This is a genomic window from Citrobacter sp. TBCS-14, assembly GCF_005280805.1.
In the GTDB taxonomy this organism is placed as follows: Bacteria; Pseudomonadota; Gammaproteobacteria; order Enterobacterales; family Enterobacteriaceae; genus Citrobacter; species Citrobacter gillenii.
The window spans coordinates 96,225-110,801 of sequence record NZ_SZWM01000289.1 but is presented as its reverse complement, the minus strand read 5'-3'; the positions used below and the strand labels follow the sequence as shown (position 1 = coordinate 110,801).

The following is a 14,577-nucleotide window of genomic DNA, read 5'->3' as shown; positions in this document are numbered from 1 at the left end:
AAACTGATCAGGAGCCCATACGGTAGTTAGGGGACTCTTTGGTAATGGTCACGTCGTGAACGTGACTTTCCTGAATACCCGCACCGCTGATGCGTACAAACTCTGCTTTCGTTCGCAGCGCGTCGATAGTACCACAGCCGGTCAGACCCATACAGGAGCGCAGGCCGCCCATCTGCTGGTGAATGATCTCTTTCAGGCGACCCTTATAGGCCACGCGGCCTTCGATACCTTCCGGTACCAATTTGTCAGCGGCGTTATCGCTCTGGAAGTAACGGTCAGAAGAGCCTTTGGACATCGCGCCCAGAGAACCCATACCACGGTAGGATTTATAAGAACGCCCCTGGTACAGTTCAATTTCACCCGGAGATTCTTCGGTACCGGCCAGCATAGAGCCCACCATTACCGCTGCCGCACCTGCCGCGATCGCTTTCGCGATGTCGCCAGAGAAACGAATACCGCCGTCAGCGATAACCGGAATACCCGTACCTTCCAGCGCTTCAACCGCGTCAGAAACGGCAGTGATCTGTGGAACACCCACACCGGTAACGATACGGGTCGTACAGATGGAACCAGGGCCGATACCCACTTTCACCGCACTGCAACCGGCTTCAGCCAGCGCACGAGCACCAGCGCCCGTTGCAACGTTACCACCGATGATTTGCAGATCCGGGTATTTCGCACGGGTATCACGGATACGCTGCAATACGCCTTCAGAATGGCCGTGAGAGGAGTCAATCAGCAGCACGTCAACACCGGCAGCAACCAGCGCGTCAACGCGCTCTTCATTACCCGCACCCGCACCGACTGCAGCGCCAACGCGCAGACGACCATGCTCGTCTTTACAAGCGTTAGGTTTACGCTCAGCTTTCTGGAAGTCTTTTACGGTGATCATGCCGCGCAGATGGAAGCCGTCATCAACGACCAGCGCTTTCTCAACGCGTTTTTCGTGCATTTTTGCCAGCACAACTTCACGCGCTTCGCCTTCACGTACGGTCACCAGACGCTCTTTCGGCGTCATGTATACGCTAACCGGCTGGCTGAGGTCGGTCACAAAACGCACGTCACGACCGGTGATGATACCCACCAGCTCGTTATCTTCTGTCACTACCGGGTAGCCCGCAAAACCGTTACGCTCGGTCAGTTCTTTTACTTCACGAAGGGTGGTAGTCGGCAGCACGGTCTGTGGGTCAGTAACCACGCCAGATTCGTGTTTCTTCACGCGGCGAACTTCTTCCGCCTGACGTTCAATAGACATGTTTTTGTGGATAAAACCGATGCCACCTTCCTGTGCCAGAGCAATGGCAAGGCGCGCTTCAGTCACAGTATCCATGGCTGCGGAGAGCATAGGAATGTTCAGACGAATCGTTTTCGTCAACTGCGTGCTGAGGTCAGCAGTATTCGGCAGAACGGTAGAATGAGCGGGAACGAGGAGGACGTCGTCAAACGTCAGGGCTTCTTTGGCAATACGTAGCATGGGCAATATCTCGACCAGATTGGTTAATAAATATTGCCGTGGCATTATACAGAGCGTAACCGATTGCATCCACACTTTTTTGCAAAAAAACCTTGCGATCCCCGGTAGGCGGGTTACTATCGATTGAATAACCTGCTGATTTAGAATTTGATCCCGCTCACATGTTATCCTCTCAAACCTCTTCAATTTTTACCGTAAGTCGCCTTAACCAGACGGTGCGCCTGCTGCTCGAGCAAGAGATGGGGCAAGTGTGGATCAGCGGCGAGATTTCTAACTTTACCCAGCCCTCTTCCGGTCATTGGTACTTCACCTTAAAAGACGATACCGCCCAGGTACGCTGCGCGATGTTTCGCAACAGCAACCGCCGCGTCACGTTCCGTCCGCAGCACGGACAACAAGTGCTGGTACGTGCCAATATTACGCTGTACGAACCGCGCGGTGATTATCAAATCATCGTCGAAAGCATGCAGCCAGCGGGTGAAGGTTTATTGCAGCAGAAGTATGAACAGCTCAAAGCCAAACTGCAGGCCGAGGGATTGTTCGATCAGCAGTGTAAACAATCGCTCCCAACGCCGGCTCATTGTGTCGGGGTGATCACCTCAAAAACCGGGGCGGCGCTGCACGATATTCTCCACGTACTCAAACGTCGCGACCCTTCCCTGCCGGTGATTATCTACCCGACAGCGGTACAGGGTGACGATGCACCGGGGCAAATCGTTCGCGCCATCGAACTGGCGAACGCCCGCAACGAGTGCGATGTGTTAATCGTTGGTCGTGGCGGCGGTTCGCTGGAAGATCTGTGGAGCTTTAACGACGAACGCGTGGCACGCGCCATTTTTGCCAGCCGCATTCCGGTTGTCAGCGCCGTCGGCCATGAAACCGATGTCACCATCGCCGATTTTGTCGGCGACCTGCGGGCCCCTACGCCGTCTGCGGCAGCAGAGATTGTTAGCCGCAATCAGCAGGAATTATTACGCCAGATTCAGTCCGTTCAGCAACGTCTGGGCATGGCAATGGACTACTACCTCGCCAACCGCAGTCGTCGCTTCACGCAGACCTTCCACCGTCTGCAACAGCAACACCCTCAGCTACGTCTGGCGCGTCAGCAAACTACGCTGGAACGACTGCGTCAGCGGATGAGCTTTGCGCTGGAAAACCAAATCAAACAGGCCAACCAGCACCAGCAGCGCATACTGCATCGTCTGAACCAGCAAAACCCGCAGCCACGTATTCATCGTGCACAAACGCGCATTCAGCAACTGGAATATCGGCTGGCGGAAAATATTCGTACACGGCTTAGCGAGCAACGAGAACGTTTCGGGAATACCGTTACCCATCTGGAAGCCGTCAGCCCGCTGGCAACATTGGCACGCGGATATAGCGTTTCTACCGCCACCGGCGGCGGCGTGTTGAAAAAGGTCAAGCAGGTGAAAGCCGGCGATCTCATCACCACGCGGCTGGAAGACGGCTGGGTGGAGAGCGAGGTCACCACCGTGACCCCGCAGAAAAAAACGCCTTCGCGTAAAGCGCAGTAGCGGAGAGCTACTGCGCGCAGGTCGCGAACCCTGCCGTTTTACCCGCATCGATAGTGCAGTTTTCACTGCCGCTTGACTGGTTTACCGCACAGTAGTTCTTCGTCCCTTTCGTTTGCGAAAGATAGCTGTAGCTCGATGTTGTCGGCCACCCGATAGTGCTGAATACCGAATGCAGCGCCAGTAAATCATCCGCCGTGGACGCTTTCTGCAAGCTGCCACACTGGGCTGCCAGATCCCAGGTGCTGGAATCAATGGTATGTGCCATCGCCCAATCCTCTTTATTCATGGTGATATGAAGCGGCGGCGTGACACCGGAAGGCAATTCAGCAAGCAACAATGGGCGTTGTAACGTTTTACCGTTCGTGCTGACGGTATCAGGCATATTCCCCCAGAATTTCGCTTTATCTGTATCCGGGCTAGTCAGCACATTAAAGATGCCATCCAGTGACGCATGGATATTCGTGTCATTGACCAGAGCTGCTGTCAGCGACGTTTTCAACCCCAGGCTCTTATCCTGACTCAGAGTAAAGGTCGCTATACCATCAGCCCCCGTGGTTCCGGTAAAGATGCTGGCGGTATTGCTCATGTCTATGGTCGAGCTGGATGGCGTGACCTCACGAAGAACTAAATCATCCGCCCCCATCTCCGCCTCAACGTCACCATCGGTTATTACCACGCCCGCCCGGTTTGTCGAATCGCCTCGTGAGAGAGTAAAGCTGGCATTAGCGACTGGATTACCGCTGGTATCTTTTACCGTGACGGTCAGCGGGATAGTCTTGCCTTTCTCCGCTACCGCCGACGCCTTCGCCGTATCCATCGCTGTCGAGGTCAGCGTAATAGCTGCCGCAGTAATTCGAGGTTCAACCAGACAAACCTGCGCACCTTTGGTACTTGATGAACTGGTAGATCCACCACCGCCAGTGCTCAGCATAATATATTGGTAGTTTCCGGTATTTGCCTGTTTATCTCCGGCCCACCAGGGTTCATTGGAGCCACTAGGCCAGCCGTAAACGGTACCGACACCACCTGAAACGCTAAGGTTATCGATAAATAACGTTTCCATGTCACTCTTCAGCGGTTGATACGCCTTATCGCAGCCTGTCGCACCTGCGATATCCGTATTTCCGGCGGTGACCAGAGGCCAGACTTCGTTGTTATAAGTATACGTGCTGCTGTACGATGCCATTTCAGCGGCGAGCAGCGGGCGTCGGAAGGCAACACCTGCACTGTTGGTCGCGGTTTCTGGCATATGGCCCCAGTACGCGGCTTTATCGGTATCCGGGCTGGTCACGACAGTAAATATCGCATCCAGCGCGGAGGTTGGCGTTGGATAAGTCCCTAATTTCGCCGTAATCGTGGTCTTAAGCCCCATAGCATCATCCTGGCTCAAACTAAATGTGGCGGTGCCGTCGGCCCCCGTCACGCCGCTATAGGTGCTGGCCTTAGTGCCCAGCACCGTGGTCGCAGGTGTTGGCGTCAGTTCCTCTAGCGCAAGATCGTCCGTCGCCCCTTTGTTATCGGTGGTCTTCACCAGGCCACTGCGCGATATGCCGTCGCTACGCGAAATGGTAAAGGCGGCATTCGCGGCTGGGCTGCCATTCACATCTTTCACCGTGACGGTCAGCGGGATGATTTCGCCTTTTTTCACCTTAACGTACTGACCCGCTTCATCGAAAACACTGGATGTCAGTTCAATCGTTGCCGGTTGCGGCGCATGAGGCGTCGTTCGGCAGGCTTGCATCTGCATCGTGGTCGACGACGTCGTGGCATTACTCGTACCCGTGCTTAAATTAAGGCTTTGATATTGGCCTGTACTGGATAAGTCTACTGCCCACCAGTTTCTGCCCGACGACAGTGGCCAGCCATAGGTAGTTTCCAGTTCAGCGTTCGGGTATTTATTATACAGCGCCTGCAAATCGCTCAGCAGCGGTTGGTAGGTAGGATCACAGCCCGTTGCCCCTGCCGTTTGAGCTTGAACAGCCGTTGGATGCGCCCAATATTCATTGTTTTTATTATAGAAGCCTACGCCTGATGGAACTTCTGACTGTAATTTTGGACGCGTATAGGTGACGCCGTCCGGCCCTTCAACCGTCTCCGGCATATGGCCCCAGCGGAAAGCCGTATCGACGTCCGGGCTGGTCAAGACGGTAAAGATACCGCCAACACCCTCGGTCGAGACATTGTTGTCCACAATCACTGCATAGAATTCGGTTTTCAACCCCGTCGTACTATCCTGGCTCACATTGAGCTGAACTTTACCGTTACTGTCAGTCGTGCCATACCAGTATGTCGGTGACAAATTGTATTTTTGCGTCACAGCATCCGACGCTGGCGAAACCGGTTCTAAAAGTGTGTAGGATTCCGCAAGCGTATCGTTTGTGGAGGAACCTGGTGCATTTCGAAAATTTGAAAGCCCACGGTAAAATTTAATACTCACACCCACCTGAGGCTGCCCAGCATTATCGGTGATGCTAATTGTCAGTGGGATTTTCTCACCTTTTTTCGCCAGGTATCCCGCTTTGTTCGCATCCCATGGCAAACTGGAGGTTAGCGTAATATTCAGCGTTCTTGGCTCCACACGGCACAGTTGCAAGGTCGCCTGAGAACTCGCTTGTGTATTTTCACCCGAGAACAAATTAACGCTTTGCGAGATTACGCCGGTATGGGCAGCATTAACGATCAAATTGCCAGCCATCCACGGCAGCGAAGTGCTGCTTACCGGTAAACCAAACTGTGTCATTAAACCACCGTTCGGGTGGTCGCTTTGCAGCGTCGCCAGATCGCTCGCTGAGGCGGTGCTCATCTGATCGCACTGTACTAAATACGCCATGTTCGTTGTTGAGTACCAGACTTCTCCGTCCCCGGTCAGCGAGTATGCTGTCGTGTTGCTTGTCGACGAGAGCTCTGCTCGCAGCAGCGGACGTTTAAATTCAACGTTTTTACTGTTGGTAAACGTCTCGGGCATATGACCCCAATATTTCGCGATGCTGGTATCCGGGCTAGTAATTACCGTGAAAATGGCATTTTTACTGTCCGTTACCTTACTGTCATCCGCCAGCGTCGCACTAATGGTTGTTTGCAGACCAGTAGTGCTATCCTGCGTAATGTTAAACGTCATGAGTCCTTGGGCATCTGTCTGTACGTAAAGGTATTTTTCTTTAGTATCCAGCAGAGTGCTGACCTGGCCTGAAGAAATATCACTCAGTGTGATATCGTCTGCGTTGTTAGTGGTATAAATCACGTTCGCACGGGTTTTGGCATCACTACGGGTAATCTTCACCAACGCATTGCTCACCGGTAGTCCGGTTGTATCGGTAACCATAACAGTCGCGGCAATCTTCTCGCCTTTTTTCGCTTTCGCGATGCCTGTCGTTTCATCTTCATTGGCAAGCGTCAGCGTTAGCTTGCTGGCAAGCTGGCGCGGTGAGGCAAGACAGGTTTGCATGTAATAGGTTGATGTACTGGTTGTGGATTTAATATCCGCAGCACTCAATAGATTGACTGCCGCATACTGTAACTGGCTAGCGTCCTCAGACAACACAGAATCACCAGACCACCAGTACTGACTATCGCTGACGGCGCCGTTATTGCTCATCGGCCAACCGTTGATAGTACGCATTGCTCCGTCAGGATAGCGGGTGTACAGCGTCTGCAAATTCGCCGTTATTGGCAAATTGCTACGTCCGCAACCGTTAGTACCTTTCCAAGCCTCAGTGGCGGTGAGCATTCCCCACGTTTCGCCTTTATCATAACTGCCATTGACGATAGTCACCGTTTTACCCGGTGTAGCGCTAAACTCGCTCGACAACAGTGGGCGTTTATACACCACCCCTGCACTGTCAGTCACCGTTTCGGCCATATGCCCCCAATAGTTGGCTTTTGCCGTATCCGGGCTGGTCACTACGGTAAAAATCGCTGATAAAGACTGACTGGTGTTGGTGATATTCTCAATCGATGCCTGTAATGGCGTACTGAATCCCGCGCCATCGTCTTGGTTAATACTCAGCGTCACCGTCCCATCGTCACCGGTGGCCGTGTAGTACTCAACGCCGCTATCAATGCCAGTGCCCTGGTTAATCTGAATAGCTGCGGCTTCAGTCGCGTTAACGTCCTGATTACTGCGCCCCACGCTGTCACCGCGTGTAAAGATAACCGGCGTATTGCCCACCGGATTACCGCTGTCGTCGAGGGTGCTAATAACAATCGGGATGGTTTCACCTACTTTCACTTTGGCGAAGCCGTCGCTCTCTTTATAGAGCGTTGAGGTCAACGTCAGATGCGTTGCCGTAGAATGCGCACTCTGCAAACAGGAGAAATAGAGCTTTTCGCTCCACAATTGCGACGTGATGCCGTTATCGCGCAGGTTGAGCGATTTAACATAGCGATTATCCGTTACGCGGCTGAGATCGGCGGTGCTGTTTTGGTAGTTTTTTCCATCCAGCGGCCAGCCCTGCTGTGTATTCATCGCTCCGCTCGGCCACCCCGAATACAGCGACTGCAGGTCTGCCAGTGTCGGAACATAAGCCGCACCACAAGCAGTAGAAATCGAGTGGAAATCTACGGTTCCCCAGGCTTCATTATTTTCAGTTACGCTACCTGCGGTAACGCCGCTGGCAATTTCAGCCAACAACAGTGGACGCTTAAATACTGCACCGTTCGCCGCCGTGACGGTTTCCGGCATATGCCCCCACATAGCGGCTTTATCGCTATCCGGGCTGGATACCACGGTGAAGATGGTGTCCAGACTGTCGCTCACACTGGCGTTGTCATACAACGTGGCGGTTATCGCGACTTTGGTGCCATGGGTATCCGGACGGGTAACGCTAACCGTTTTGCTACCATCATCGCCAGTAATGCCGCCAATTTTTGTCACCGTATCATTCAGTGATTCACCATCAATCACCACGGGTGACACAATACCATCACCGCTACCGGCAATATGTTTGCTACCCTGGCGCGTATATCCATCGCCGCGACTCAACACAAACGGCACGCCAGGCAACGGATTACCGCTGGCATCTTTTACCGTCACCTTAAGCGCCAGCGTATCGCCCTTTTTCACCTTAGCCGCCTGCACAACATCGCTCCACTGCGCAGGGGTTACCGCCTCAATGGTAATAGTGGAGGCAACGGGGTTATCACTGGCAAGACAGCTGGTATAGACAGAGGCGTTACCGCCGGTACTTTCTGCGCCACTGGCTAGCGACATCATTTTCCACGTGGTCTCACTGGCAAACGTCGCCGACCAGTATGATTGAGCCACCGGCCAGCCTTGGACATTGTGCATAGATCCACTGCTGTTGGCATTATACAGCGCACTGAGTTGATCGGCACGAGGCAAGCGGTTTGCCGCACATCCACCAGCCCCGGTACTGCCCGCCGCATCGGTATGCGTGATGCGCGCCCACGTTTCGTTATCTTCCTCCTGAGTTCGCGTTGCAGTGACCTCTGTTGCCAGCTTAGGCCGCTCAAATGTCAGGCCATCTGCGGTCACCGTATCCGCCATGTGGCCCCACATTTCCGCATTTGCCGTGTCCGGACTGGTCGGTACCGTAAACTTCACACTACGCGCTATCGGCGTTGTGATAAGCGAATTGACGGGGACAATGCTCAGTTGAGTCAGTAACCCAACTCCCTGCGGTTGCTCGATGATAAGCGTCGCGTTACCGCTGTCATCAGTCATTCCCTGATACGTCATAGAGGCCTGAGATGAGCCAAAAGACTCGCCGCCCATCACCAACGTACCATCAGTTGCATCGATATAACCTGCAGTCAGTCCGCTACGGTTTTTACCGTGTGCCATCGTGACGGTAAACGCCGCATTAGGGACAACCAGCCCGTTCAGCGCATTGACCGAGTTCACCGTCATGGTTATCTGCTCACCCACCTTCGCCACCGCCTGACGTAGATTGGCATCACCATTCATTGACACGTCTAGCTGTGTAACCAGTTCGTTGCCAGAGCAGCTGAGATAGTTGGGTTCTGTACCGCTAAACATCGCATCGGTGCCGTTCGCAAGATTGACGTGCGCAGTCTGAGTACCGTCGGTATCAGCGGAAATATAGCTATGGCTGGCAGTTGGCCAACCATAATTGGTCAGCATGGTGTTGCCAGAGTGGGCCGAATAGAGCGCATCCAGAATCACCTGCCCCGGCACTTGCCCTACACCACACTGCGCGGTCGCCGCAGTGACGGAATTAAAAGTCGCCCAGTCCTCATGATTCTCAACGGTTGAACTGGTATTTGCCGTTGCCTCACCCGCTAGCAGTGGTCGTTTGTAGATATTACCCGCCTCAACAACGCCCTGCATATGACCCCACATGCGTGCCTGCGTAACATCCGGACTCGTTACTACAGTAAAGATGACGTTAGCCGTGGATTCGGTGCCATCCGCCAGTACCACACGCAGCGGTGTCAGAACGCCTGCACCGTTGTTCTGCGTTAACTCCAACGACAACTGGCCGTTGGCGTCGGTAATACCATGGTAATGATTCGGCGTACCGGAACCTTCAATGCCCACCAGCACCGGATTGTCATCCCAACCGTATTTAGCCCCTTCAGCCTGAGCCTCGGTATTGGTTTGCCCCTTACGGTTCTGCTCATCACCGACAAACAGATCAAAATAGCGATAAGGCAGTGCTGAACCGGTCTCTTTATCGGTAATGGTGATCCTCATACTGATAGAGTCCCCCACCGGCACCTTTGCAGCATTCAGACTGCTATCCATATTATCCAGCGTCAACGTCAACGCAGGCGTCACGTCCGGCGAGGCTTTATCGACACAGCTCACCACCGATGTTGTCGTATCGGGTTCTTCAACAACACGACGGCTGAACATATTGACACCTAAGTGATTCGTCGCCAGCGTCCCTGCCGACGATGACCAATACTCATTGGTACCCGCCACCGGCCAACCCAACTGGTTCGCCAGATCGCCGCGAGCAATTTTCAACCCCATTAACTGACGCGCATCGGGTAAAATGTCACAGTGTTCATCGGCACCACTCCAGTTAAATAGCGCCCAAGTTTCGTTATTTGCACTCACGGTCCCGCTTGTACCTTCTGCTTCTGCCGCGAGCTTCGGTCGAGTGAAGGTATAGGTTTCACCTTCCACATCCGCGCTGGAGGTTTCCGCCATATGCCCCCACATATTGGCATTGGTGCTATCCGGGCTGGTTAGTGTGGTGAAAATCACATCAACGCTAGCTTTCAACGTGGTGGCATTGGTCGGAGAAACCGTCAGCGGAGTTTTGACACCAGGGCCATTCGCCTGCGTGATTACAACGCTGGCGTTACCATTAGCATCAGTGGTGCCGTGATATTCCGTTGTCGTGGTGGTCAGTTCGGTGTCGCCAACATGCACGGGTGCAGTATTATTCACGGTATTCTGGCGGTTCAGTGCATCGCCACGGGTGATTACAAATGCCGTATTACCTACAGCATTACCCTGACAGTCATGCGTGGTGACCGCCAGCGTAATGCTCCCGCCCACATTCACCTTTGCAGCTTTCAGCGTTTCGTTGTAATTATCCGCCGTTACCTTCACTGGATCGCCAGCCGCGGCGGTAATCGTTACCGGAATCTTCTGCTCTAGCAGGGTGGTGGCATTGCTGAAGGGGGTACCCGTGATCGTTTGCAGATATAAAACAGCCGGCGTGGATGAATCATCGTTCTCAATTTTCGGCCAGATTACATAGTTTTTCCCGGCCATATTCTGCGCACAGAATGTTTGATTGGCGACAGGCTGCGGATTGAGTGGCTCATCCGGAGTCGCAGCATCGGCCCAGGTTAGGGCAACGTTCGGCGTTTTCTCTTCCCAACGAACGGGCGGTACCGCAAAAATATCGCCTTCGGTATCCAGAGGATTAACGAGCTGCAGCGCGCTAGCCGTATCGTCGGTGTTGAAGTCACGCGGCATAGCACTAAAATTAATGGTGTTGGTTTCATCTGACTTGAGCTGAATACTGCCCTGATAGACAGGGATCGTGACACCGTCGGCCAGCGGCACAGTACCGTTGATTGCATCGGTTGAGGTGTTCACTTCCTGCCAGGTACCGCTTTTCAACGCACCGGACACTGGCGCAGAAAAACTGCTGAACATTAACAGCATGATCAATAAAAAGTGGGAAATCCCTTCCCTGCGCAGACTGCCATCCATAAGCTATATCCACCTGTATTTGCTCTGTATTCAACATCTTTTGCTTAACCGTTAGCTAAGCAAAAGACGCGGAAAAGACCATCCCTTTGCAGGGATGGTCGGGTAAGTATTATTTGCGTTGATAATCGATGGACAGTCCGTAACCCTGCACGCCATCGTTGCCAAGGGTAACACCACCGCTTTCGCCGTTGTCGAAGGCACTCTTCGCTTCGGCATTGGTAACCGGAACCACCAGATCGGTGTTGTTATAGGTACTGCTGACAAGACCGCCCGCCGCGCCCAGTTGCTTACTGTTGCCGGTAAATTTCCAGCGGTAGTTGTAATCGCTGGTAACGTCTTCACCGGTATCGTAGGTGCCGTTACTGTTTTTATCTTTCCACAGCAGAACTTTATAGGTGGTATTGGTTTTAAGCGTAGTCGCCGTACCCAACAGGTTAGTCGTCGAACCTGCCTCGTAAACCACCACTTTCACGTTTTCATCAACCACTGGACCTTCCGGAATATCATCATCGTCCGCACCGCCACCCGCATTGGTAGAAAGGTCACCGAGCAGCAGTACGGTGGCAGCGTTGGGATCCCCGGTGGTGGTGGTTGGTGTCATTTTGATACCGAGATAATAGTCGGCATCATCAGCCTGAATGGTATAGCTATCCTGCCCGGTTGTTCCGCTAATCTCTGCCGCATCCGAACCATCCTGGTTCTTAGAACGCACCCAAACCATTGTCGCTTTGGTGGCGGTATTGTTGGCGTCAAGGTCACCTTCCGTATCGCCAATCGCCCAGTTGAGCGTCACCTTATCGCCCACGTGGAACTGCTTGTCACCTTCGCTGATGACCGTACGACTAGCGCGTTCGACAGTGACCGTCACATGATCTTTGTCGGTATCTGTAGTTTTATCTGCCGCGCGAGTGATCCACGGTACAGTCCCCTGAATCGTCCCCGTGCTGTCGGAAACAATCTGCCATTGTCCACTCTTAAGATTGCCATTTGCCGCCATAGCCGGAACGGAACAATATCCTGCGACTACCAGTGCCAGAGCGACCTTAGTTAGTCGACGTTTTACGATTTGCTGCATTAAGACTCTCCTTTTCTTTATGTTTCAGCGATTGGCCGCTCAGCCACTACGCTGTGCTATTTCTGGCTATACGAAACCCGTATGCCGTATCCCTGAACGCCATCCTGGACATTCGCGCCAAATTTCTGCGCGGCCTCTTTGTTGGTTGCAGGAAGAACTAGATCTTCATTGGTGGTATTTGACTCGGCGCCGGTATGCCCATGCGTGCTCTGCCCAGTGAACTCCCACTGGTAGTCATACTGCGCCATTTCTTCTTCCGTCAGCTGCTCTGACATCTGGAATACGCTATCGCTGTTGGCATCACGCCAAAGCGCGAAGCGGTAGGTATTATTGAGCGTGGGGTGTTGTTGTTCTTTGCCCATCAAATTGACCGGCTGTGCGGCTTTTACTTGATAGATGATACCGCTGACACCACCGGAGTCACTTCCCAGAAAGGTAACGTCAACATAGTTACTGTCGCCATAAACATCCGTATTTGCTTTCCAGCGGTAGGTTCCCGGCAACGTACTCGACAACGTAACCGTACCCGCCGTTTTGTCTCGATTAGCGATAAATACACAGGGGTTTTCTACAGTACACGCCGTCGTCGACAGCGCGACTTTTTTATCATTGCTGTCGTACAGCTCAGGGGTCATTACGTCATCAACCAGCTCGTTGCCATTACGGTCGGTGGTATCACCATTCGAATCGGTTAACAGCACGTCCAGCACCACGCCATCAGCACCATCAGCCTGTGCACTGGCAGCGTGGCTGTGATCGGTACGATCGGCATCAGCGATATTATCGACAACCAGCTCAATCCGGCGGTCCTGCTGCACGGTAATTTCCGCAATGCCCGAGTTCTGTTTGTTCCCCTTATCATCTTCCAGGGTGATGCGGACTTTCCAGGTATTCAACGTCGTACGTTCTTCTTCTGTGCTGGCATTGATCCACGCTGGTAGCACCAAATTCCAGCGGTTATTGTTACCTTCTGTGAGCATGTTCGCTTTTACCACCGGCATCACCAGCGTGCGGTTGGCGTTGTTTTTCGCCTGCCATGAGGCTGTAATAATTTTATAGCGATGGTTAATGAGCGCGTTGATCGTCCATTTACATTTCTCCAGGCCAATACCGGCTTCCGGTTTGTCCTGAATGACACATTCTGGGTTTTCGTTGGTTTCATCGGCTTTCAGCCACAGAGTGACATCCAGCGGATCCTTTTCGCGGTATTCCAGAACGATAAAGTTATTACGATCGACAAAATCGGTGCGGCTTCCAGCCAACGAGTGTTGGGTTTTCACATTTTCGGGATCAAGCTGTGCTGCCAGCGGGGTACCAAACTGGTAGGTCATTGATGCCGTTACGCTTAAGTCAGTATTGTCTCCCGTACCAGCCTTATAATCTGCCGCCAGCGTAAGTAAAGGAACCGGTGTGTAACTCATTCCAACGGTCACAGCGTGCGGATTTTTTTGCAGGTTATCTGTCCCGAACAGCGCGACCTCATCACCATAATACTGCTCATAAATCAGTTTGCCGCCAAGCTGCGGATAGAATGGTAGCCACGCCTCTGTCCGCACGTCCCAGCCTTGAGCCGGACGTTCTTCGTAAAACTCAAAATCTTCGGAATCTTTCCAGTCCGACAGAGGATGGTAATAGTTTCCGGAAAAACGCAGAAAATCGGTCCACGCCTCGCCACCTAAACCCAGACGGCGGTGACCACGCGTAAAATCGTAGTCATAAAACACGTTGCTCCCCAGCAACCACGCCCCTACATTCTGACGCACGCCGAACCCCACGTTACCAATGGTACGATCTTCTTTTCGCTGGGCTGAAAACTGACTAAAAAACAATGTGCTTTGGGTATCGTACCAGGGAACAAAATAATCCAGCGAACTACCTTCCAGATCCCCCCCTTCACCAATTGCCAGGTTGGTACGCACTTTGCCATAGGGCGACATTAATGATTCAATTCCAGATTGTGCAGACGAAGTCATTTGCCCCTGAAAATAGCTACGGGCCTGAGATTCAAGCGCTTCTGGTGTTAGATTATCAAACCCTTGCGTGGCAGAATTAATAAAATAGTCAGCGCTTTTTTCTGTATATGATTTTCCGAGATTCTCTTGTTCTTTTTTTTGCGCTGAGTCACTGGCTAAATCAGGTAATGAGGTTTCACTCACTTTTTCAGCTACTGGAGATACACTGGTGCCTGAGGCTGAAACAACGCCACCATAAAGTAACACGAGTATGAGAATGCGCATCCATTGCGCCATACGACAACCATCCTTGAGTTTATCGCAATAACTAAAATATAATATTGTTTTATATCGAGAAATTCACTCCGGCTTACAATGTAAAT

Annotated in this window: 5 protein-coding genes; 1 reads left to right on the top strand and 4 read right to left on the bottom strand. The window is 52.7% G+C overall.

Annotated elements, in window-relative coordinates; all coding sequences use genetic code 11:
* Positions 1 to 7: 7 nt before the first annotated feature.
* On the bottom strand, positions 8 to 1,474 hold the full coding sequence (guaB, locus tag FDX22_RS13020) for an IMP dehydrogenase (RefSeq protein WP_115257794.1): 1,467 nt from the start codon (positions 1,472 to 1,474) through the stop codon (positions 8 to 10).
* Positions 1,475 to 1,635: 161 nt separating this feature from the next.
* On the opposite strand from guaB, the gene xseA reads away from it, so the two are divergent.
* Positions 1,636 to 3,009 (top strand): exodeoxyribonuclease VII large subunit, encoded by a 1,374-nt coding sequence (gene xseA, locus FDX22_RS13015; protein ID WP_146717293.1) that lies wholly within the window; start codon positions 1,636 to 1,638, stop codon positions 3,007 to 3,009.
* 7 nt (positions 3,010 to 3,016) lie between these two features.
* Here xseA and FDX22_RS13010 read toward each other — a convergent pair whose 3' ends face one another.
* The 3 genes from FDX22_RS13010 to sinH all read right to left on the bottom strand — a co-directional run bounded on the left by FDX22_RS13010 (position 3,017) and on the right by sinH (position 14,491).
* Entirely contained in the window at positions 3,017 to 11,167 is an 8,151-nt protein-coding gene (locus tag FDX22_RS13010) for an adhesion domain-containing protein (RefSeq protein ID WP_146717292.1), read from the bottom strand.
* Between the two features lie 109 nt (positions 11,168 to 11,276).
* Complete coding sequence (locus FDX22_RS13005) at positions 11,277 to 12,242, bottom strand: SinI family autotransporter-associated protein (RefSeq protein ID WP_146717291.1); 966 nt, start codon at positions 12,240 to 12,242, stop codon at positions 11,277 to 11,279.
* A gap of 56 nt (positions 12,243 to 12,298) precedes the next feature.
* Positions 12,299 to 14,491, bottom strand: coding sequence for an intimin-like inverse autotransporter SinH (gene sinH, locus FDX22_RS13000; RefSeq protein WP_117343510.1), 2,193 nt, complete (start codon positions 14,489 to 14,491; stop codon positions 12,299 to 12,301).
* Between the last annotated feature and the right edge of the window lie 86 nt (positions 14,492 to 14,577).

Excerpts from the sequence above, each read along its gene's own strand:
- guaB (WP_115257794.1), bottom strand. The coding sequence starts at position 1,474 with ATGCTACGTATTGCCAAAGAAGCCCTGACGTTTGACGACGTCCTCCTC.
- xseA (WP_146717293.1), top strand. The coding sequence starts at position 1,636 with ATGTTATCCTCTCAAACCTCTTCAATTTTTACCGTAAGTCGCCTTAAC.
- FDX22_RS13010 (WP_146717292.1), bottom strand. The coding sequence starts at position 11,167 with ATGGATGGCAGTCTGCGCAGGGAAGGGATTTCCCACTTTTTATTGATC.
- FDX22_RS13005 (WP_146717291.1), bottom strand. The coding sequence starts at position 12,242 with ATGCAGCAAATCGTAAAACGTCGACTAACTAAGGTCGCTCTGGCACTG.
- sinH (WP_117343510.1), bottom strand. The coding sequence starts at position 14,491 with ATGGCGCAATGGATGCGCATTCTCATACTCGTGTTACTTTATGGTGGC.